This window comes from Campylobacter massiliensis (assembly GCF_014253065.1).
GTDB classification, from domain to species: Bacteria; Campylobacterota; Campylobacteria; order Campylobacterales; family Campylobacteraceae; genus Campylobacter_A; species Campylobacter_A massiliensis.
The window spans coordinates 940,428-962,450 of sequence record NZ_JACLZK010000001.1; the positions used below are offsets into that span (position 1 = coordinate 940,428).

The following is a 22,023-nucleotide window of genomic DNA, read 5'->3' on the forward strand; positions in this document are numbered from 1 at the left end:
TTGATTTTGCAAAATACGCCGCAAACGGCTCTACGGATAAATTTTCAGAAAAACGAATTTAAGAAAAATTATCTTAGATAAAGGGCGTTTAAGCGATAAGCGGATAAAATTAAAATCTTTTGTGAAATTAAACGAAGTGGTGACCCCTACGAGACTCGAACTCGTGTTACCGCCGTGAAAGGGCGATGTCCTAACCGCTAGACGAAGGGGCCACAAATTAGCGGAAATGGGATTTTACATTAAAGATAATAAAAAATAGCTTAAACCAAGGATAAAAAATTATGAAAAAATTTACAAACTTCGCTTTAGCTGCGCTTGCGTGCCTTGCATTTAGCGGTTGCGCCGCGCTACAAAGCCAAAAATCATCGGACAAATTTACCGTCACCATCCTCACTCCGCCGCTAAAAATCAACGACGTGGGCTTCCTGCACAAAACCGCAAACCAGCTAAATTTGCAAATTTACAGCTCGGGCGTAAATACGGTAAATCTAAAAATAAACGACAAAATTTGCATGAACGGCGCGTGCTTTGAGAAAAAAGAATTTAACAAAAAGTTCTTTTTGGAGGAGAGATACGACGACTTTTTTGCGGAAATTTTGGAGCGCAAACCGCTGTATGACGGTATAAATGTAATGACAAATTCGTGCGGTTTTATACAAGATATAAGTAAATATTCAATAAAATACGAAGTTTGCGGTAAAAATATCAGTTTTTTCGACGCTAAAAACCGCATAAAAATCATCATAAAAGAGCTTCAATGAAATTTATCGGCGCGCACGTCAGCATCGCGGGCGGCGTAGAAAACGCTCCGCTAAATGCGGCAAATATCGGCGCGAATGCCTTTGCGATGTTCGTCAAAAATCAGCGCCAATGGGAGGCCAAGCCGCTTTCCCAGGAAAATATCTCCAAATTTAAACAAAATTTAAAAGCAGCCGGCATCGAGCCCAGGCACGTTTTGCCACACAACGGCTACCTTATAAATTTAGGTCATCCAAGTCCCGAGCAGCGCCAAAAGTCTATCAACGCCTTTTTGGACGAAATTTACCGCGTAGAAGCGCTAGGTCTAGTGATGATAAATTTTCATCCGGGCTCATATCTAAATGAAATTTCGCCCGAAACTTGCCTAGAAAATATCGCAAACTCGGTAAATTTCCTGTTAGAAAATAGCCAAAACGTAAAGCTAGTCATAGAAAATACCGCGGGCCAGGGCTCAAATTTGGGCTTTAAATTTGAACACCTAGCCTACATCATCAAACGCTGTACCGATAAAAGCAGGATCGGCGTGTGTCTAGATACCTGTCATACATTTGCCGCAGGATACGACATCAGAGACGACTACGAGCGCGTGATGAGCGAATTTGACGAGATAGTCGGACGCGATATGCTGTGCGGCATGCATCTAAACGATACTAAATTCGACCTAGCCAGCAAAAAGGACCGCCACGAGAGCCTAGGCAAGGGCTTTTTGGGCTTAAAGACATTTGAAAACATCATAAACGACCCCCGCACGGACGATATCCCGCTAGTTTTAGAGACGATCGACGAGAACATCTGGGCGGATGAGATAAAAATTTTAAGAAACTTTAAAGGAGAATAAATGAGAAAATATATCGGCGTTTGCCTAGCGGCTTGCTGCTCTCTAAATGCGGCGGGCTTTAAAATCCCCGAGCAAAGCGGCGATAGCATCGCACTTTTAAACTCAAACGTCGCGACAAGCTTCGGTCCCGACGCAGCCTATAATAACCCGGCAAATATGATATTTCTAGACGGCGGACACTACCTAGAGAGCTCGCTAACCTACCTGCGCATGTCAAAGACGAAGTATAGGCACTATAACGGCGACAAACTCACCTCCAAAAGAGCAAACGCGCTCGTACCTACCTTTCACTTCGTGACGCCGCAGTTTGACGACTGGCGCTTTGGCCTCTCAGTCGTCGTGCCTGCGGGAATGTCGATGAGATGGGACGAAAATCTACCTAAAGCCACCTCTAAAAAATTTGATCTAAAAGTGATCGAGGTAAATCCTAGCGTCGCCTACGCGCTAACCGATAATCTTGCCGTCGGCTTTGGCCTCCGCGCCGTTTACGCTAGAGGAGAGGCCGTGCAGGAGGTTCCTGGCGCCCTACCCGTCTCGCAAGATATCAAAGGCGACCGCGTAAATTTCGGCTATAACGCGGCGATCACCTATAAACCGACTTCAAATTTGAGCCTAGCGGCCACCTACCGCTCGAAAGTAAATATGAATCTAAAAGGCGACACCGACATCAGCGCGCCGGCGCATCCGAGAGGAGCATTTCCGAGCGGCTCGTATAGCGGTAGCGCAAAGCTATCCGTACCGCTACCTGCGAGCTTAAATTTAGCCCTATCGTACAAAATCGCAAACACCACGCTATTATTTGACTTTGAGAGAACCTATTGGTCGGCGTGGAAAGAGCTTGACTTCAACTACCCGGGCGCCTCGGCCGCTCACTACCGCAACCCGTTTTTTGCGGCATTTGACGCGTCTAAAAAGCGCGACTGGAAGGACAGCAACGCCTGCCGCATCGGCGTAGCGCACGACGCTACGGATAAGCTCCGCCTGATGGGCGCGGTTACGTTTGACGAGGCCGCCTCTAGAGCCGACACCACGGGCTTTGATCTGCCGGACACCAAGGCCGTCATCTATGCAGCGGGCTTTAACTACAAATTTACGGACGCTTTGGAGCTGGGAGCTAGCTACTTCTACCAAGACAGAAAGGCGCGCGACGTGCACTACTACTCAAATGCGTCGGGGCTTTATCCAAACGGCAAATTTGAGCGCGGCAACGCTCAGGCGATAAATTTGAACGTGAAATATAAATTTTAAGGCGCGGCCATGAACTACCCTTACGAAAATTTCGAGGATATGCTAAACGTCGCGGTAGACAAAAACGGCGGCGGTATCGCGATCTACACCGAAACGGGCAAGATGAGCTACAATCAGCTACGCGCAAACGCATTTACGCTGGCGGCGTTTTTACAAGGCATGGGCGTGAAAAAGGGCGACCGCGTCGCGATGATCGTAAACAACTCGCCGGAGTTTGTCGCCAGCTACTTTGCCATCACGCTACTTGGCGCCGTGGCTGTGCCGATAAATACCTTCTTAAAATACGAAGAATTCGAGTACATCATAAACGACTGCGGGGCGAAATTTCTCTTTGCCTCGGTCGAACTAGCAAAAGAGACGAAAGGCCTAGATAGCAAAACGGCGATCAAAAAGATCGTCTGGATCGGCGATAGATCCGAATTTGACGAAAACAATATCGCCTACGCGCACGCGCTAAACTGCCATATAGAGCTAAATTTGACCGACCGACCGAAGCTTGACGACCTAGCCCACATCATCTACACCTCGGGCACCACGGGCAAGCCAAAGGGTGCGATGATCAGCTACCGCAACCTCATCTCAAACGTCCAGGGCGCGCACGAGGTTTTTCATGTGCGCATGAAAGATAGATTTGCCGTGTTTTTACCGATGTTTCACAGCTTTACTCTCACGGCGATGGTGCTGCTACCGATATTTTCGGCGTGTTCGCTTATTTTAGTAAAGTCCATTTTTCCATTTTCAAACGTCCTAAAGCAAGTCCTGCTCAAGCGCGCGACCGTGTTTTTAGGCGTGCCCGCGATCTATACGGCTATTGGCAAGGCTAAAATTCCGTGGTATTTTCGCTGGTTTAACTGCATTAGGATTTTCATCAGCGGCGGAGCGCCTTTGGCAGAGCAGACTATCACGGATTTTCGCGTTAAATTTCCGCGCGCGGTGCTGATAGAGGGCTACGGCCTTAGCGAATGCTCGCCTATCGTCTCGGCAAACACGCTGCAAAAACAAAAAATCTCAAGCGTCGGCTTGCCGCTGCCGGGCTACGAAGTAAAATGCATAAACGACGAGTTGATGGAGCTGCCAGTAGGCGAGGTCGGCGAGCTAATCGTAAAAGGCGACTGCGTGATGCAGGGCTACCTAAATATGCCAGACGCCACAGACGAGACGATCGTAAACGGCTGGCTGCGCACGGGCGACCTCGTTAAGATCGACGAGGAAGGCTATATCTTTATCGTCGACCGCAAAAAAGACCTCATCATCTCAAAGGGCATCAACATCTACCCGCGCGAGATCGAGGAGGTGCTATTTAAACTGCCCGAAGTCGAAGCCGCCGCGGTTATCGGAGTCAGAGACGAGCACGCGGACGAGGAGGTCACGGCGTTTATCCAGCTTAAAGAAGATATGAGTCTGGATGAAAAAGATATCCGCGCTCACCTCAAAAAACACTTGGCGAATTTTAAAATTCCAAAGACGATTTATTTTAAAGACAATCTACCTAAAAACGCGACGGGCAAGGTGCTAAAGCGCGTTTTAAAAGAGCAGATAAAGGATGAAATTTAGTGCGGTTTTTGATAGAGTTTATCGGCGGAGAGCAAAATTCTAAAATTTCCTCGCTCATAAAATGCAGCGAAAACGAGGCGAAAATTTTACGCTACCTTAGCAAAAACTACATAGAGGGCACTCCGCAAAGTAGCGCTTACGACGTGCTTTGTGCGGTTTTTGGCAGCGAGGAGTATAAATTTTTAGCAGGTCTTGCAGACGTAAAAAACCTGCTAGAAGGCGGCTGGATCGTGCAGGGCTTTTCTATCTTTAAAAACCCTAACGCAGACGGCGCGAGCTCAAATTTACTCGGTCTACTTCACAGCGAGATCTCGCTCTCGCCGCTTTTTCTTAAAATTTTAGAAGAGGGCGAGTTTGGACTTACGCTGCCCACAGTCGCGCCCTACGCCGATCACCTCGACTACCTAAAAGATCAGTTTTTGCGCGTGGAGCTTTACGGCAAGCTCTCGTTTTTTAGCAAAAACGTCTCAAGCGATGCCAAAAGCCGCCTCGAAAAAGACGTGAAAGAGCTAGAAACCATCATCGAAAAACGGCTAAATTTAAGCAAAATTTCGATTTCCGTCGAGCAAATTTTCAAAGATAACTCGCTAAACGACAAAGAACAGCTTATTTTCCTCGCACTTTTAAAGGAAGAGTACGTCGGCGAAACGGACGTAAACCGCGATCTAAACGCGCTTGTGGGGATTTTAAGCGCGGACGAATTTGAGCGCATAAAAAATCGTGCCCTGCTGGATGAGGGCTCAAAGCTAATCGAAAACGGCCTCATCGACTACGACGAGTCGCTAAATACCTACGGCGGCTTTAGCAGGACGTTTTACATAACCGACGAAATTTTACAAAGCATAATGCACCCAAAAACCGAGAGCAAAAGCAAAAAACTAGCGCTAGAAACTCTCGTAAAAGAGCAGGAAATCTTTGAGCTCATTGAGCCCTCGACCGACATAAACGACGTCGTGCTGGACGTCAAGGTAAAAGAGCTGCTGGGCGCAATCCTAAAGCAAGTAGATCGCCGCGTGCTGGCGCGCCTATCTAGCTGGGGCATCAAGTCGCGCAAAAACGTGGACGCCAAAATCATCTTTTACGGGCCGCCTGGTACTGGCAAAACCATGAGCGCGCTAAGCCTCGCAAAGAGCCTAAAAAAGCAGGTTCTTAGCTTTGACTGCTCTAAAATTTTGAGCAAATACGTCGGCGAGAGCGAGCAAAACGTACGTAAAATTTTCGATACGTATAAAGAAATCTGCGCTAAGAGTAAAAGCGAGCCCGTGCTGCTGCTAAACGAAGCCGATCAGTTTCTAAGCACGCGCGTCGAGGGCGGCAGCGGCGCGGACAAGATGCACAATCAAATGCAAAATATATTTTTGGAGCAAATCGAGCGGTTTGAGGGCGTACTCATCGCCACGACGAACTTCTTACAAAGCCTAGATATCGCGTTTTCTCGCAGATTTGATTATAAGATCGAGTTTAAAAAGCCCGACCTCGCCGCTCGCCTTGCGATCTGGCGCAAAGTTCTACCCGAAAATGCAAGCTTTGAGGAGAATTTCGACGTCAAACAGCTGGCTAAATTTGAGCTAAGCGGCGCGCAAATCATGCTCGCGCTCAAAAATACCGCGCTAAAAGTCGCTGTACGCGAGGACGGGATATTTACGATGGGCGACTTTGAAAGCGAAATCAAACGCGAGATGAGCTCAAATTTCGGCGAGGATAAGAAAGTCGGGTTTGACGGATAAATTTGCCTGAGTTTATCTGGCCAATATTTTTATAGATAATCAAATTATAACCACAAGGATATTTTATGGATAATGGTGCAGATTGGGTTACGGCAGGAGCTACGGTATTTTTAGTTATTGTAACAATTATTTATGTTTACTTCTCATACAAACTCACACAAGAAACTATTAGGCTTAGAAAAGTTGAAACATCACCTTTTATCTCAATTATTTTTGACATCTCTTTTGACTCAACTAGTTGCTCTAAGATAACCATAAAAAACATAGGAAAGGCACCCGCATATGATGTATCTTTTCAAATAGAAGAACAATATCTACAATTTTTTAACGGCTACAATTTCAAAAATTCCATAGAATACTTTGCACCCCAACAAGAATTTTCTATCCTAGCAACTGGTTTTATGGATATTAAAAAGGCTGGTTTTAATTGTATTCCCATAAGTGTTAAATACAAATCAAAAGACGGTACTGATTTTAAAGACTTATTCAACCTAAAATGGCAACACTTTCACTATTTTGAAACCACTACCCTACAAGAGATAAAAAAGTGCCTTAAAGATCTTAACTATGAAATAAGAAAAATCAATGAAACTTTAAGCGATAAAAAATACTTTATTTCCAATAAATTAAGCATCTTAGAAATGAATACTGAAAATGATCAGATGCAATTTATTTTTAGCAATGGCAAAATTTTAGAAATAAAAAATGAAATTATCTCAGAAATTTTTAGCGACATAGAAAAGATAAGCGTTTATAAGGGTGATCTAATGGATTTTTCTAGCGGCAAAAGATTTACGGCCGAGGAGCTATTTTCCATATTAACAAACACGCTAAATAAACAACAATAAATAAGGAAAATGGCGGCAAGAAATTTACCCGCCAAACCCCTCGCCCGCTTTTAAAATTTCATCTCTTAGCCTTTCGTGTCCGGCCGATAGAGCTGCGATTTTAGCTAGTTTTTCGCTCTTTATCTGCGCAAATTCGCTCTTTAGTGCCGATAAAATTTTATTTAAAAATGACGCGTTTCCCAGCATCTCATTTTCAAATTCGTATAAATTTAGCGACAGCAAAACGCGGTCTTGCACCTCGTCAAAGCTCGGGATAAAGAGCGCAAAGCCGTTTTGCTCGTGCGCGCGCATCGAGCCCGCGATCTTTTCTTTTAGAAAATACACGGCGATTTTGACGGCATTTTCGTAGTTTGCGGCGACTTTGAGGTTTAGCTTTTCAAAAAACAGCGCCGTCTTTTGCAACCCTTTAAATTTCGCCGTCTCATAGTCTCGCAAAAACGTCCTATACACCTGCCCCGCATACGCCCTAACGTCGGCAAACAGGGTATCGGAGTGCGTTTCGTCCTCTTTTTGCGCGTTTTCGAATTCGGATTTATAAATCATAAATTCGCGCTCCAACCGCTCGTAAATTTCATCCAGCGCAACGCCGATTTCTTCTTGCAACGCGCTTAGGCCGCGCTTATACGTCCTAAAAAATTTGGCGAATTTCACGTCGTTGTAGATGAGCTTTGAAAACACCTCGTCGCTGTCAAAATCCACCGCCTCATACGAGCTAGCCTCAAAATACTCGCCCTTTAGCAGCGTTTTTCGCGGCGCGTATTTATACTTTTTCACGCTTTTTAGGCTGGCTAATATCTCGTCTGCAACGAGCTTTGCGACGTGTTTTAGCTCGTTAAAGGCTAGCTCGATTTTCGTTTTAAAATTTTCTTGCACGGCTTTTAAATTTGACTCCAGTTCGGCGTCAAATTTAGCGATTATCTCACCCGCTTTTTCGTAAATTTTAGCGATTTTTTCGTGCTGATCTGCGTTTACGGCAACCAGCCTAGCGCACTTTTCGCGCACGAATTTTTCTTTTATCTCTTCGCCGCCAAAAAGCTCTCGGATAGCGCTTATCGCCGCACCAAAATTCGACTCTGCTAAAAGCGCCGCATCGCCCGCAGCTTGCGCTTTTACGGCTTGCTTGGCGGAAACTGCGATAATGCGCTCAAAAAATCGCCCGTATGTCGCCTGCGCGTGAGTTTTTAGGCGCTCAAGCTCGTCCTTGCTTAGCTTATCTTTTTGATTTAGCAAGCAGATCGCCGCTTTGCCCCCGCCAGACAAAAACTCCTCGATCTGTGCGGCTTCGCTAGCGCGCGCGGCATTGTCGGCGAGGCTTAGCCAGATGACGCCAGCGACGTCTTTTAGCACCTCGTGCGTGACGGCGGTGTCGGCCTTTGAGAGCGAGTTTAGCCCCGGTGTATCGACGAAATTTACCAGCTTTAAAATTTCAGAGGGCGCGTAGACGCAAAGCCTGCTCACCTCATCGCCAAACACGCGCTGATCGACGAAGCGCCCTATCTCCTCGACGCCCAGATAAAGCTCTCTGCCGTTTTCGTAAAGCACGCTAAGTCCCGGCGCGGCACCGTATCTGATAAAGGTCGGCTTTGAGGTCACGGGAGTTAGGCCAGACGGTAAAATCTCGCTACCCAAAAGCGCGTTTAAAAATGTCGATTTGCCGCTAGAAAACTGTCCAACTATAGCGACCGTAAGCGGGCTGGATAAAAATAGATCGAGTTTATTTAGCTCCTGTTTTAGCTCGGCGCTCGGGTGAAATTTGGGCTCGGTTAGCTCGTTTTGCAACCGCCTAAATCGCCCGTGAAAATCGTCCAAAAATATCTTAAAATACCGCGTTTTATACGCGCTTATAAACTCCTCAAACACTTTGCAGCTCCAAATTTATAGCATTTATCGCCTCGCTTTGCGAGTTTAGTCGCTCTAGCTCGCGCGAGTCCCGACCGCTAGTTTGCGCTAGCTCGGTAAGTTCGATTTTTAGCGCCTCTTCGCTGATTGCTAGCGCCTTTTCCTGCTCTTTTAGCGTGGCTTCGATACGCTTTTTAAACTCGCTTTTTTCAAATTCGCTAAGCTCGAAAACGAAATTTTTGATCCGCTGGGAGCCCAAAAACTCCTCCGCGGCTACTTTGGCGGCCTCGGCTACGCTTTGCACGCCCGAGTTTGCCGCACTAGCCACCGCGTCCGCGACCTGGGCGCACTCTAAGCTTATACCTTTTGAGTTTAGATAGTCATTTATGCTAAAGACCTCGGCGGCCGCCGTTTTACCCTCAAATTCGCCGAATTTTAGCGCGATATTTTGCGCGCACGCGGCGATTTGCCGCACGATTTCGTTGCGATTTTGACGCATCAAGGCGGCAACGCCGTCTTTGATCGTCGTTTGCGCGATGCGCGAGAGGCGCTGCGGGTCGATCTTTTGTTTTTTAGAGGCCGCGTAGTTTACGTCATCCGCGACGCGCTGCTTTAGCGTTTGCGCTAGTGACCTTAGGCCTAGCTCGTAGCTAGCTGCGGTCTTGGCCGTATCTAGGCGCCCTAGCTCCTCTTTTACCGCGTCTCTCACGTCCTCCAGGCGGCCAGCCAGCGTGGCTTTTTGCTCGTTTAGTTCAGAAATCTTTTGCGACAAGCTCAAATTTGAACCCGTTAGTTTTAAAATCTCGCTTTGCGTATCCGCCGCAAACTGCGCGCAGACGCGGCCGAGCTCCTTTTTATATGCCTCGATGCCAAGGCGTGATTTTTGGCTATTTTGACCGAAAAGCGTCTCGTAAAGATACTCCTTAAACTCCTCGACGCCGCTGTTTTGCGCGCCCTCAAAGTAGCTTTTAGCGCTCACGGCGAAAAACTCCGCCCCGACGCCAAGGTCGCGCGTACGCTCCTCGACGCTCTTTTTAGCGTAGGCGGCGACCTCGTTTAGCTCGCCCTGCTTTAGCACGTCCGCGTGCGTGAGCAGCACGGCGAGCCTCACGGTATGGGAGTTTTGCAGGCTTGAGACGATGAAGTCCAGATCCTTTTTCGTGGCGCTTTGCGAGACGTTCATCAGGTGCACCATCAGGTCGCACTCCCGCATAAATCGTCGCACCAGCTCCTCGCGCGTAGCCACCGCGTCGTCGATGCCCGGCGTGTCGATGATGCGCACGTTATCCTTTAAAAGCTCCAAATTTTCGTAAAGCTCGACGCTTTTTACGAATTTGGCGTATTTGGAGTCCGCCGAGGTGTAGCGCTTGATCTCGTCCGTTTTGACGGTCTTGCTAGCCGGCGGCTCGGAGCAAATCTCACTCGCGTTAGGGCTCTCAAATTTAACCGCTAGCTCGTCGCCGTCCGCATTAAATTTGACATTTAAATTTTGCGCCGTTTCACTCTCAAATTTAATGCCTTCGCCTCCGTAAATTTCGGCTATATCGTTATCTTGATCTTGGACTATTCCAAGCTCTTTTAGCTCAGCTTCGCTCCAAAAATTTACCCTTGCAAAAGGCTCGGGCGCATACTTTAGCACGGTTAAATTCACCGTCTCGGGCACGTTTGAAGCGCCTAGGATTTTCTTGCCCAGTAGCGCGTTTAGCAAGGTTGATTTGCCCGCGTTTATGACGCCCGTAACCGCGACGTTAAACTCTAGCTCGCGCGCTTTTTGGCGCGCTTTTGTCGCCGCATTTGCGACGTCCGCGCCCGGGTTTAGCGACAAAATTCGCTCGCAGATATCGTTTAGTGCGTCTATTTTTTGGTGAAAGACGTCCGATTTTTTAAAATTTGAGCCCTCTTGCTCGTTCCCTGCGGTCAAATCCGCGCCGAGGGTCTGCAAAAACTCCGAGAGCCTCTTAAAATGCGCGGCGGAGATTATGTTTTCGGCTTGCAGGATTTCTAGCGCGGCCAGGAGCTTTGATTTTGAGATTTTTGCGGATTTTAGAGCGTTTATAGCGCCTAGCTGAGCGCACTGGAGGCTGTATATGTCGGCTTTTAGCCCAAGCGCGTGAAGGATATCCCTAAACTCCTTTAGCGCCATAAATCTATCAAAATTCTCCGCATCCGCCGCGAGTAAAACGGCGAGGCTTCGCTCGTCTGCGAGAATTTGCGTTTTGGGGTCTAAAAATAGCTTAAGAGCGCCCCAAATTTCGCTTAAAAATTTATCCGTGTCCACCGCTTCGCCTTTGGTAAAATTTGCGCCCACAAGGTCGCTTTCGGGGCGAAATTTAGCATAAATTAAATTTAAACAAGCTTGGGCGGCGGGTTATTTTCGCGATAAATTTAAAGCAGTTCGCGGGAGAGATAAATTTGACGGCAAAATCGCGTCAAATTTACCCAAATTTACATAGCGGCGCGAGGCTGAATGATGTTTTGTTCAAATTTTTGCTCGGTCTCTTCGCTCATGATGCGAAGCACTTTGCTGCGTTTGATCTTCGCGTCATTCTTAAATATCGCGCGCACCTTATCCATACCGGCATAAAAGTCGCGCATGAGCACGACGCAGATGTATTTGCCGAAAAACGTCGGCTTGATAACGCCGTTTTCTTCGTAGATCGCGTTTACTAGCTTTAGCAAGCTAAGCTCGACAAATAGGTCTTTGTTGATGTTTGCGTCGTTTTGCTCGTTGTAGGCTTTGATATCGACTGCGCCGTCAAAGAGCCTTGTTAAAAACGTGTATTTTAGTCTCTCTTTTTTGCTAAATGCGCATTTTGCGATGACCGGGCTTTGCCTGCCTTTGATCTTTCTGCCGTAGTCAAGCAGGTTAAATGCGTTTATCACAAGCTCTCCGTCAAGGAAGCTAAACGCCCCGCTGCCCACGCCCACGTACTCTAAATTTGAACCCACGTATTCGTCGCGAAGGTCTGCGCTTTTTTCGTTTGAAAACGCCCAAGCGTTGCTTTGCTTATACCCGCCTTTGGCAAATTCGCTCACGATGATCTCGTAAAATTCGCGCTCGTTATCGACGTTTGAGACGCCCAGCGAGCGAGCGATGTTCTCTCTCGTTAGCTCCGATTTCATGAGCGGATAGAAGGTTATCTGCTGCGGAGAGATCGATTTTGCGACGTTTATGTCGTTTATTAGCTGCTCTTTTGTTTGATTTGGTAGGTTAAAGATGAGATCGAGGCTTATGACTGGGATCTTGCCCAGAGCCTTCTCGAGCTTTCTTTTCGTCTCTTCAGCTGAGCCGAATTTCTCATACCTGCCGACTCTTTTTAGCGTCTCGTTATCAAAGCTTTGCACGCCTACGCTTAAGCGGTCGATAAGCCCGTCAAAACGACTTAAACTCTCCGGCGAGATGTGGTTTGGATCGCTCTCGGCCGAGATATCTTCGATACTAAAGAGCTCTTTTGCTAGTTTTAGCGTCTTTTCAAGCTCCGGCTCGTTGATAAGCGTCGTGCCGCCGCCGACATAAAGCGAGCTAAAGTCAAAGCCGGCCTCCTTTACCTGCCTCATCTCCTCGCGTAAATTTTCAAAATAAATTTTCGCAAGCTCCTGCTCGTAGTGGTACTTGTGAAACGAGCAGTACGGGCAAAACGTGTGACAAAAGGGAACGTGTGCGTAGAGCATGTACTTTTTGTCTTTTTTTGGAGTTTTAGTGTAAGTCGTGGTCAAAATGTCTATGTTAAATTCGTTGTATAGTGATTTTTGAATAGAATTATGAGCGTAATTTACTGCAAATTTTTCTATAATATTCTTAAATCCCACAATTAATTCCTCTTTTTAATTTTTATCGCGTATTTTACTTAGGTTTTGCTTAAAATAAAATTTTAAGGGGCTAGTCTAACCTATTTAAATAAATTTAACGTAAATTTTGGTGTGGAAATTTACGGTTGCGCTTATATATCTTTTTATATAGACTGCGTTAAATTTTATCCCAAAGCCGCTTCAAAAATAAAATTTAACCAAAGCGGCTTGAGCCGTCGTGCAACTTTAAACGAAGCTATCGTTTTAAATTTTAGGCGCCGCATAGCCTAAACAATCATACAGGAAACAACGCCGTAAAGATAATTTTCAAGAATTCTTAAATTTAGGCCAAATTTAGCTAAGCGTTAAATTTGGCCTAAAGGTCGATTAAGCAAGCGCTTTAACGATATCTTTCCAGCCCAAATTCTCGGCAAAATCAATCGCGGTTTTGCCGCTTTTCGTGCGCACGTTTATGTCCGCGCCGTTTGCCAACAGTACGTTTACGAGCGCTAGATTGCCCGCAAGCGCCTCGCGGTGTAGCTGCGTAAACCCTTCCTCATCGGCGTCCGTGACGATACTTGGGTTTTCTTTTACGTATTGCTCGAACTTCTCGCACACGTTTTTACACATCGGATGCTCGGCTAAATTTTCCGGATGCTCTTTTTGCTCGTAAACGACTAAAATATCGTTAAAATCGCCAAAATCAAGCCCCCACGCTTTATCGTGCTCTTTTAGCTCGCCCTTTTGCATGCGCGAGCGCATCGCCTGCACGCTAAAGCCGCCGTACGCGCGTCCGCCCACTGCAAACATCCAGTCGCTCATCTCGTCTATTTTTGCGTTCACGCGGTCGCCGTTTTTTACGTTTTGCACGGCGTCAGGCTCGTTTACGAGCGTGCCCGAGATGGTCTCGCCGTCAAAATCCACGTCGTTTATCCACATATGCTCGCCGACTTCTTCGCCGTCCACGACGTCTAAAAAGCAAATTTTAACCATCGCAAAATCAAGCCCGGGCACGACCCTGTGGCGCTCCCAGTAAAGCTCGCGCCAAAAATACCTAAAACTCTCGCGTGCCTGCTCGAATGCGCGCTGCATATAGTCCTCTTCGTTACTTGCGAAATAAATCGGCATTTGCTCGCCCAGATCGACTTGTTTGCCGAAAATTTTCTTAAAAAAGCCCATTTTTTATCCTTCTTTATTTTAGATTGAGAGTTAAAATTTAGATACGTTAAATTTGCGGTTAAATTTGACGAACGTCAAATTTTGAATACAAAAGTCAAGCGACGATTTCGCGAGACGAATTTAAATATTGCGACGAAAAATTGAGCGTGCGCTAGGCATGTAGCCTGCGGAGCGAAATTTTTCTAGCTCATTTAAAAGCGCTCGCGAAAATACCCGCTATTTTAAGTTTTTAAAACTAATCGGCAACTCCAAATTTAACCCCTTCACAAGCCTTATGCACTCTTGCAGATCGTCGATGCTTTTGCCGCTTACTCGCACCTCTTCGCCTCGGATCGCCGCGGTTACTTTTAGCTTTGCGTCCTTGATCGCTTTGGTGATTTTCTTCGCGTTTTCGCCATCTAGGGTGTCGTTTAGCTTTAGCGTCGCCTTGATATTTCCGCCGCTAGCACTCTCGCGTTTGCTTTCAGTCACGGCTACCGGCGGGATGTTTTGCTTGATGAGCTTTGAGATCACGATGTCTTTTAGCGCGTCGACTTTGTTGTCGCTAGAGCTAAGAAGCGTGATGATTTTTTCCTTTTCGTTTAGCTCCACCTCGGCCGCAAGCCCCTTAAAATCATATCTCGCCGCGATCTCTTTTTTCGCCGTCTCCAGCGCGTTTTTGACCTCCATCATATCGACCGCCGCGCTTATATCAAAACTATGCTCAGTTGCCATTTTTATCCTTTCAAAAATTCTTTTATATTTTCTACGATCATCGCTACGAGCCGCTCTCTAGCTTCAAAACTCGCCCAAGCTACGTGCGGAGTGAGTATCAAATTTTCCTTATTTTTGATACGAAGCAGCGGATGATCCGCGCGCATAGGCTCGGTCTCTAGCACATCGGCGGCAAATCGCAAATTTCGCCCATCTATCGCGCGGGCTACGGCGTTTTCGTCCACTATGCCGCCGCGTCCAAAGTTCATCAGTATAGCGCCCTCTTTCATCAAATTTAGCTCCCGCTCGCCGATCAAATTTCGCGTTTTTTCATTTAGCGGAGCGTGGATACTCACGATATCGCAGCCGCTTAAAAGCTCGTTTAAATTTTTCCTTTTAAACTCGGCGTTTGCGTTTGCGCCGCTAGTTGAGTAGTAGCTCACTCTCGCCCCAAATGCCGCCGCTATGCGCGCCACGCCCCTGCCGATCTCGCCAAGCCCGATGACGCCAAAGCTCTTGCCCGCGATCTCGCCGATACTGCGGTCTAGATTCGTAAAAATTTCGCTCTTTGCCCACTCGCCGCTTTGCGCGTAGTTATCGTAAAATTTGATGCGATTGGTTAGCGCAAAAAGGCAAGCAAAAGTATGCTGCACGACGCTAGCCGTCGAGTAGCCGGCGACGTTTTTTACCGCGATGCCTTTTGTCGCGGCGTAGGCGAGATCGACGTTGTTCATGCCAGTTGCACTTATGCAGATTAGCTTTAAATTTGACGCGTCCATCACGTCTTTGTCGATGACAACCTTGTTCGTGATGACGACGTCCGCGCCCTTTAGCCGCTCTATGCGCTCGGCCGCGGCAGTCGTCTCAAAGCTAATAAACTCGCCAAACTGCTTCAAAACATCCAAATTTACGTCGCTTCCAAGCGTCGCGGCATCGAGGCAGACTATTTTCATTTTGCGTCCTTATTTGATAAAATGCCCCACGAATTTGGAGTAGTTATCTAAAATTTCGCCACCCCTGCGATATCCCAGCGCGCATGCCTCGTAGGCAAAAAATACGCCAGCTTGGTAGCTATTGTTGGCGGCGTCTTTGTTAAATTCGTAAAATTCCTGATAGATCGCGCGGTTTTGACCGTAGTCGCCGCCGTTTTGTGAACTAATGCTGCCGTCGGCCTCAATCACGCTCACATTCGCGCCTTCTCGTCCGAAGACCGGCTTTTTCACGCATTTTTTGCCTGCGATCGGCTTATCGCTAGCTTGCAGCAAGAGCGGGTGATTCGGATATAAATCCCAAAGAATTTTTAAAATGCCCTTGCTTTGGAAAAGCAACGTGTATGCCGGATTTAGGATGATGGCTTTTTGATTTTGGACAATGTTTTTTAGGATGATGGCTAGCTCGCCTTCCTCTACGGCGATGTCCTCCCACGGCACGAGCTTAAACCAGTACTCGTAGTTTTCTCCGTTAAAAAACACGCCCTCCTCGTCGTTAAATACGACCTCATCGACGTAAGCAAACGCCGTGTGAAAGCCCGCCTCCTCGGCGATATACTGCAGTAGCTTCACGGTCTGCTCATCCTCGCTGCTGCCCGCAACCGAGCTAAATAAAATTTTCCAGCCCTCGTAGTGCTCGTTAAAGCTCTCGGTCTCCTCATCTAGCGTCACCAGGCGCCTAAAATTTTGCTTTAGGGCGTCATAAAGGTCGTTAAACTGCGCGCTCTCGTCCATGCTGTTAAACTTAAGCGCCGCCCACTGGATGATCGCTGTCTCAAACACGGCCGTCGGGGTGTCGGCGTTAAATTCGATGAGTTTTATCGGCTTGCCGTCTAGACCGCCTGCAAGGTCAAATCTACCGTAAAGGTGCCAATGCACGTCGTTTTCCCAGCTTTCACGCACGAGATCTACGAGATTAAATGGGATGCCGACCTCGTGGTAGAGGTTGTTGTCGATGACGTGCTGGGCGGCTGCGACGAACATATCGTATAGCTCGTTTGCGGCGTTGTAGTAGGCCTCGGCCTGCGCCTCGCTAACCTCGACTAGCTCGTCTGCTACGTAGTCGCTGCCGTCCGGATCGGTGTGCCAGGTAAAGCCGATCTCGCCTAAAAATTCGCTATTTAGCGGTTCGATTTTTTTTAAATTTATCATTTTATCCTCCGAAACTTGAGCTTGAACTTGAGCTTGAACCGCCGAAAAATCCGCTCTTTCCGCCGCTTGGTTTACTTGCCGAGCTAGCGGCTTTGGCTTTGTTAAAGCTATCTACGCTCCTTGAGTAGGCGCTTGGGTTTTTATACGCGCTTTGGCGCTGCGACTGATAGCCCGGGTTGTTAAATAGCTTGTTGCCGATCCAACTGCCTATGATCGCGCCCGCAGCCGAGGCTAGAAGCGTCTCGCCAAGGCTCATACCGCCGCTGCTTAGCTGCGCGTTTTGAGCGTTTGAGCCGGTTAGATTCGACGTTCCGGCGTCGATTTTAGCGTTTTCCTCGGCGATTAGCTTATCCATCTCCTCTTTGCTTAGCACGCGCTCGGTGCCGTTGATGTCCTTTAGTACGACGCGCGTTTCGCTGCTCGGATACTCCTCTAGGACTTTATATTTGCCGGGCGCGGTTTCTTCGATGATGACGAAAGCTCCCGTTTTTTGCGCCGCTTCTTTTAGCGCGCTACCGTCATTGTTATTTGCTCCACCGTTATCGCTGCCGCATCCTGCCAGCCCAGCCGCTATCACCGCGCCAAAGCCGCCTACCGCAGCGTAGCTTGCTACTTTTTTTATGCCTTTAAAAACTCTCATTTTTTATCTAGCTCCTTTGAAATTTTCTTACTTTTTACCATTATCACGCCTTTTTTAAATTTGATAAATTTTGATTTTCCGATGTTTTTTATGATTTTATTTTGCGTTTTTTTAAGGCTCTTACCGCTTAAATTTTGCGATTTTAAAAACTCGGCTAGGCTCGTCCATTTACCCTCGTTTTCAGGCTTGCTCTCGACGAATTCGACGTCGATGGGAGCCACGTATTCGCCGTTTTGACGCGCTAGCAACGGTCGCTCGAGCATACTTAAAAATCCCCTTAGCTTCTCGTCTCTTTCGCGGTAAATTTGAGCTATTTCGGATTTATTATTTAGCAAAATTTGCTCTTTTTCGCGAAAAAGCCTATCTTTATCGGCTTGCAAATTTTGATTTTGTTCTTTTAGTTCGCTAATTTGCGAGAGTAGAAATTCGTTCACGTCAAATTCGCCGGCCTTAGCGGCTTTTTTTGACTCCGAGCTTTTAGCGGATTTTGAAGTTTTGGGCGCTGATTTGGGTGCGGTTTGAGGCTCGTAGCCCTCTAAAACCACGTATTTTACGCCGTCCTTTTCAAAGGTCTTTAGCGTTCCGCGACGAATGCGGTTGTAGACGGCTTCTTTGGTTACGCCTAAGATTTCCGCAGCCTCGCTCACGGGCACTTTGGACATATTTTTCCTTTGATCGTTAAATTTGGCGTAGATTATGGCAAATTTTGGCTTTGATGCGAGTTAAACGGGAGTTTAAAAAAGAAAAGGCCGCCAAAGCGACCCTTTTGGTTAGAGCTTTGACTCGTAGCGTCTAAGCATATATAGACGTTTAAGCATTTTCTTGCGAGCCGCGATTTTTTGTTTTTTGCGGATCTCGGTCATAGGCTCGAAAAAGCGTCTTGCGCGAACTTCGGTCACGACAAGGTTCCTGTCGGTTTGCTTTTTGAACTTTCTGTAAGCTTCGTCAAAAGACTCGTTAGGATGTACCTTAATACCAGGCAACGTCCTCACCACCTTTCAATTAAAATAGATGGCGATTATAGTTTAAATTTGATAAATTTAAGCTTTGCCTGCCGTCCGGGTTTTAAATTTAGCCTTTTAGTATATGCTCCGCCGCTATCATCGCCGAGCTGATACAATCGGGCGTCGAGCAGCTGGTAAGCCTCGTAAATCCGTGCACTCCGCCCGTCGCCTCGCCTACGGCGTATAAATTTTTAATAGGCTTGCTATCGTTTATATTAAGAACTTCAAAGTTCAAATTTACCCTCACGCCGCCCGGAGTATAGCTGATGCCAGGAGCCCCGAGTATCGCGAAAAACGGAGCCTTTTCTATCGGAGCGACTTTGGTTAAATCTTTTTTAAAATCGGCATCGGTTTTGGCGGCGACGCTTTCGTTATACCGCTTTATTTCCTCTTTTAAAATTTGCGCATTTAGCTTAAATTCCGCAGCTAGCTCGTCTAGGCTCTCAAATTTTTTCATCTTGCCGGTTTCTATAAATTTTTGCAGCCTTTTTGGGTCATGACTGGAGGTAAATCCCGTCTCGTCAAAGATTATAGTCGGGAACAGATCGCTTTCGTTTTTTTGCATATTTTCTAAAATATTATCGGACAAAGTCTGCCTGTCGCCGTCTTCGTTCATAAATCTCTTTGAGTTTTTGCCGTCGACCGCAATAGCAAATATCAAATCCTCCGTCGGAATACCAAACGAATAGCGTCCCAGGCTAAGCTGTACAGGCATCGCGCCCGCCCTTACCATGGTTTTTAACGCACCGGCCGTCGCGCCTGGATTTGACGGAGTGGATGCTAGAGCGAGCCTTGGATTTTGTGCTGCTTTAAAGGTTTTATCCGCCGAAAATCCGCCGCTTGCAAAAATTACGGCCTTTTTAGCTTTATAAAATTTAACGTCTCCCGAAACGTTTTGCGCATCGTCGTCGGCTAGGTTTTTATCAAATTTATATTCCTCTCTCACCTTTAGTCCTATCGCCGCGCCGTTTTTATCCAGCACGATTTCATCGACCTTTACGCGCTTTAACGTCTTGCCGCCCTTGCTCTCAAAGTGAGAATTTAGCGCCTGCACGCACGCTCCGCCTCCGCCTACGGTCTCTAGGCTTCTTGCTACGCTATGCCCGCCCAGATGCTTTAGCTTTTCGGCGTATTGCACGCCTCTTGCTTTGACGAATTCATACGCTCTTTTTGAATTTTGGGCAATCCTATAAGACTGCTCTATGTAGTTAAAGCCCTTGCCTGCCTTGTTTAAATCTTTTACAAAAAGCTCGATGGAGTCTTTGATGCCGGCTTTTTCCTGTTGTTCGGAGCCCACGCAGGCAAAATCAAGCTGAGAAACGACGGAGTTGCCGCCCATTCGCGACATCTTTTCTAGTAGCGCTACACCAAGCCCACCCTCGGCTGCTACGATGCCCGCGACGTTTGCGCTAAGGCCGCTACCTACCACCAAGACGTCGTATTCCGCGTCCCATTTTATCTCGTCATCTTGTGCCGCTTGCAAATTTAGCGCACCAACAGCGGCTGCCGCGAGGCCGGTTTTGATGAAATTTCTTCTAGAAATTTTTTTCATAACATCTCCTTTAAAGAATTTATGAAATTATACATCATAAAAGTGGCGTAATAGCAATTTTAATATGCGTTTAATAGCATTAACTCTATAATTTATCAAAAATTATCACTACTTTGTAATCAGGATGAATTATGACTAAAGAAGAGTATAAAAAATATTTCAAATTTGCCAGCAAACGCTATATCGCCTACATCCTGATAACCTGTACCACGCTTATTTTACCGTTTATATCTATCGGCGGAAATCAATTTTTTCTTTTAAGCTTCGAGCGTAGCGAGCTGCATCTGTTTTTTGCCAAATTTAACGTCCAAGAGCTATTTTTGATGCCTTTCGTGCTCATCATTTTTTTTATTTTTATATTTTTTATGACGAATTTGGGCGGCCGCGTCTGGTGCGGCTGGAGCTGTCCACAGACGATATTTCGCGCGATCTACCGCGACCTTATACAAACTAAAATTTTAAAAATCCGCAAAAGCATTTCAAACAAACAAACGCAGGCTGAGGGCGGCGTCAAAAACGCGCTAGCAGTCGCGATCTGGAGCGTTTTGGCTTTTGTTGCGGCGGCGAATTTTCTCTGGTTTTTCGTCCCGCCGCAAGATTTTTTCGCTCAAATTTCAGACCTGGCCGAGCATAAAATTTTACTCGGAGCTTGGCTTGTTATCGCGGCGTTTTTGATATTTGACGTAGCGTTTTTGGGCGAAAATTTTTGCGTTTACGTCTGTCCGTACGCTAGAGTACAGTCCGTGATGATCGATGCCGATAGCATGCAGGTCATCTACGACGAGACGCGCGGCGGTAAAATTTTTGAGGGTCAAACCAAACTCTGGAAAAAACCGCCGGAGCCGCAAAACGAGTGCACCGGCTGCGAAGCCTGCGTGAAAATTTGCCCGACGCACATCGACATCAGAAAAGGCATGCAGCTAGAGTGCATAAACTGCCTGGAGTGCGTCGATGCGTGCACAAAAACGATGTCTGGGCTAAATTTACCTAGTCTAATTAGCTGGACGAGCTCAAATTCGCTAAAAACCAAGCAAAAAGTGCGGTATTTGCGCTTTAAAACCGTCGGCTACTGCGCCGCCATCGCTATCGCCGCGACCGCGCTAACGCTAATGAGCGCCAAAAAAGAGAGCATGCTGCTAAACATCAACCGCACGAGCGAGCTGTATAAAGTAAATAAAAGCGGCGAGATCGAAAACGCTTACGTGTTTTTGTTTGAAAATACCGACGCGGCGGCGCATGAATTTTACTTTGACGTTAGCGCAGAGGAAGCTAAAGCGCCGATAAAAATCGAGCGCCCAAAGACTCAAATTTCGCTAAAAGCGGGCGAAAAAAGGAAAGTCGTAGTCGTGCTAAGCGCACCTAAAGCGGCATTTGCCGGCACAAACGAGCAAACGACGAAGATAGAAATCTCCGCCTACGCCGCGGATAACAAAGAAAAAATAAATGTTAAAAGACGGACGATTTTCGCCCATCCAAGTGAGTAAAAAATTATTTTTTTATAGTATAATCATATTTTAAGATTTTTTTGAAATTTGAGGGCTAGAAAAATGGATACGAAACCGACGAAACGAAGCGCCGAGAGAAAAGAGAAATTCATCCAAGCTGGACTTGAAATTTTCCTTGAAAACGGCTACGAAAACACGAGTTTAACGGATATCATCAAAAAAAGCGGCGGATCGCTGGCAAGCATCTACAAATTTTTTGAAAATAAAGAAGGACTCTTTCGCGCCATCGTAGAGCGCGGATTTGACGACTTTAGAACTCGTATAGACGAGAAAATCGATCTAAATTTACCGCATAAGCTGGATGATTTTTTAACAAAATTCGCGATGATATTTTTCGACATCATCTGCGAAAAGAAAACCACGCTAATCTCAAGAGTGATGATGAGCGAGGGCGCGAAAAACGACGGGCTTTTGGGTAAAGAGTTTTTGGATCAAATTTTAAGCAAAATCGATAAAATTTTGATAGATTTTTTCGAGCGCGAAGACATAAGAGTCCAGCTAAATCCATGCATCTCTCCTTACGTCGCGGCCAAGACGTTTGCGGCTGTCGTTAGAGAGCCTTATCACTATAATGCGGTCTTACTTAACGAAGACATAATGCTAAGCGAAAAAGAGCGCGAAGAGCACGTAAAAACGCGCATAGATATGTTTTTACACGGTGTAAAAAAACGCTAAATTCTACTCTCTAAAATTTGACTTTTCGTGTA

The 22,023-nt window shown here is 46.7% G+C and carries 19 protein-coding genes and 1 tRNA gene; 8 read left to right on the forward strand and 12 right to left on the reverse strand.

The genetic code is table 11. From position 1 onward, the window contains the following. Positions 1–137 precede the first annotated feature (137 nt). Positions 138–212 (reverse strand) — tRNA-Glu (locus tag H7R39_RS04410). 69 nt (positions 213–281) lie between these two features. Between H7R39_RS04410 and H7R39_RS04415 the strand changes: the two genes are divergently transcribed. The 6 genes from H7R39_RS04415 (at position 282) to H7R39_RS04440 (ending at position 6,974) form a co-directional block, all read left to right on the forward strand. Then, entirely contained in the window at positions 282–761 is a 480-nt protein-coding gene (locus tag H7R39_RS04415; RefSeq protein ID WP_185898119.1) for a hypothetical protein, read from the forward strand. Continuing rightward, complete coding sequence (nfo, locus tag H7R39_RS04420; RefSeq protein WP_185898120.1) at positions 758–1,597, forward strand: deoxyribonuclease IV; 840 nt, start codon at positions 758–760, stop codon at positions 1,595–1,597. Before H7R39_RS04415 ends, nfo begins: the two co-directional genes overlap by 4 nt. Further along, positions 1,598–2,845, forward strand: coding sequence for an OmpP1/FadL family transporter (locus H7R39_RS04425; protein ID WP_185898121.1), 1,248 nt, complete (start codon positions 1,598–1,600; stop codon positions 2,843–2,845). Positions 2,846–2,854: 9 nt separating this feature from the next. Beyond that, positions 2,855–4,399, forward strand: a complete 1,545-nt coding sequence (locus tag H7R39_RS04430) for a fatty acid--CoA ligase (RefSeq protein ID WP_185898122.1) — start codon at positions 2,855–2,857, stop codon at positions 4,397–4,399. Then, a complete protein-coding gene (locus H7R39_RS04435; protein ID WP_185898123.1) occupies positions 4,399–6,126 on the forward strand; it encodes an ATP-binding protein in 1,728 nt (575 codons plus the stop codon). Before H7R39_RS04430 ends, H7R39_RS04435 begins: the two co-directional genes overlap by 1 nt. Before the next feature lie 65 nt (positions 6,127–6,191). After that, complete coding sequence (locus H7R39_RS04440) at positions 6,192–6,974, forward strand: hypothetical protein (RefSeq protein ID WP_185898124.1); 783 nt, start codon at positions 6,192–6,194, stop codon at positions 6,972–6,974. 24 nt (positions 6,975–6,998) lie between these two features. Here the strand turns inward: H7R39_RS04440 and H7R39_RS04445 are convergent, their stop codons facing one another. The 11 genes from H7R39_RS04445 to H7R39_RS04495 form a co-directional block, all read right to left on the reverse strand. Further along, the gene (locus H7R39_RS04445) at positions 6,999–8,834 is read right to left on the reverse strand and encodes a dynamin family protein (RefSeq protein WP_185898125.1); all 1,836 of its coding nucleotides are present in this window, start codon (positions 8,832–8,834) and stop codon (positions 6,999–7,001) included. Then, positions 8,827–11,121 carry a dynamin family protein gene (locus tag H7R39_RS04450; protein WP_323874593.1) on the reverse strand — a complete coding sequence of 765 codons (2,295 nt, stop codon included), beginning with the start codon at positions 11,119–11,121 and terminating at the stop codon, positions 8,827–8,829. Before H7R39_RS04450 ends, H7R39_RS04445 begins: the two co-directional genes overlap by 8 nt. A gap of 137 nt (positions 11,122–11,258) precedes the next feature. After that, positions 11,259–12,623, reverse strand: coding sequence for a coproporphyrinogen III oxidase family protein (locus H7R39_RS04455; RefSeq protein WP_185898126.1), 1,365 nt, complete (start codon positions 12,621–12,623; stop codon positions 11,259–11,261). A 366-nt stretch (positions 12,624–12,989) separates the two neighbouring features. Next, positions 12,990–13,781, reverse strand: coding sequence for a DUF2314 domain-containing protein (locus tag H7R39_RS04460; RefSeq protein WP_185898127.1), 792 nt, complete (start codon positions 13,779–13,781; stop codon positions 12,990–12,992). Between the two features lie 216 nt (positions 13,782–13,997). After that, positions 13,998–14,495: a YajQ family cyclic di-GMP-binding protein gene (locus H7R39_RS04465; protein ID WP_185898128.1), complete on the reverse strand. Its 498-nt coding sequence runs from the start codon at positions 14,493–14,495 to the stop codon at positions 13,998–14,000. Positions 14,496–14,497: 2 nt separating this feature from the next. After that, on the reverse strand, positions 14,498–15,427 hold the full coding sequence (locus tag H7R39_RS04470) for a D-2-hydroxyacid dehydrogenase (RefSeq protein WP_185898129.1): 930 nt from the start codon (positions 15,425–15,427) through the stop codon (positions 14,498–14,500). Positions 15,428–15,436: 9 nt separating this feature from the next. Next, entirely contained in the window at positions 15,437–16,615 is a 1,179-nt protein-coding gene (locus H7R39_RS04475; protein ID WP_221892067.1) for a glutathionylspermidine synthase family protein, read from the reverse strand. A 1-nt stretch (position 16,616) separates the two neighbouring features. Further along, entirely contained in the window at positions 16,617–17,255 is a 639-nt protein-coding gene (locus H7R39_RS04480; RefSeq protein WP_185898130.1) for a UPF0323 family lipoprotein, read from the reverse strand. Beyond that, entirely contained in the window at positions 17,252–17,917 is a 666-nt protein-coding gene (locus H7R39_RS04485) for a MerR family transcriptional regulator (RefSeq protein WP_185898131.1), read from the reverse strand. The genes H7R39_RS04480 and H7R39_RS04485 overlap by 4 nt, the downstream gene beginning before the upstream one ends. A gap of 108 nt (positions 17,918–18,025) precedes the next feature. Then, complete coding sequence (gene rpsU, locus H7R39_RS04490) at positions 18,026–18,238, reverse strand: 30S ribosomal protein S21 (protein WP_002951513.1); 213 nt, start codon at positions 18,236–18,238, stop codon at positions 18,026–18,028. A gap of 88 nt (positions 18,239–18,326) precedes the next feature. Then, the gene (locus H7R39_RS04495) at positions 18,327–19,811 is read right to left on the reverse strand and encodes a flavocytochrome c (RefSeq protein WP_185898132.1); all 1,485 of its coding nucleotides are present in this window, start codon (positions 19,809–19,811) and stop codon (positions 18,327–18,329) included. A gap of 131 nt (positions 19,812–19,942) precedes the next feature. Between H7R39_RS04495 and ccoG the strand changes: the two genes are divergently transcribed. Together ccoG and H7R39_RS04505 are read left to right on the forward strand one after the other, a co-directional pair. Further along, on the forward strand, positions 19,943–21,295 hold the full coding sequence (gene ccoG / locus H7R39_RS04500) for a cytochrome c oxidase accessory protein CcoG (protein ID WP_185898133.1): 1,353 nt from the start codon (positions 19,943–19,945) through the stop codon (positions 21,293–21,295). Between the two features lie 63 nt (positions 21,296–21,358). Continuing rightward, positions 21,359–21,991 (forward strand): TetR/AcrR family transcriptional regulator, encoded by a 633-nt coding sequence (locus tag H7R39_RS04505; RefSeq protein WP_185898134.1) that lies wholly within the window; start codon positions 21,359–21,361, stop codon positions 21,989–21,991. Positions 21,992–22,023 lie beyond the last annotated feature (32 nt).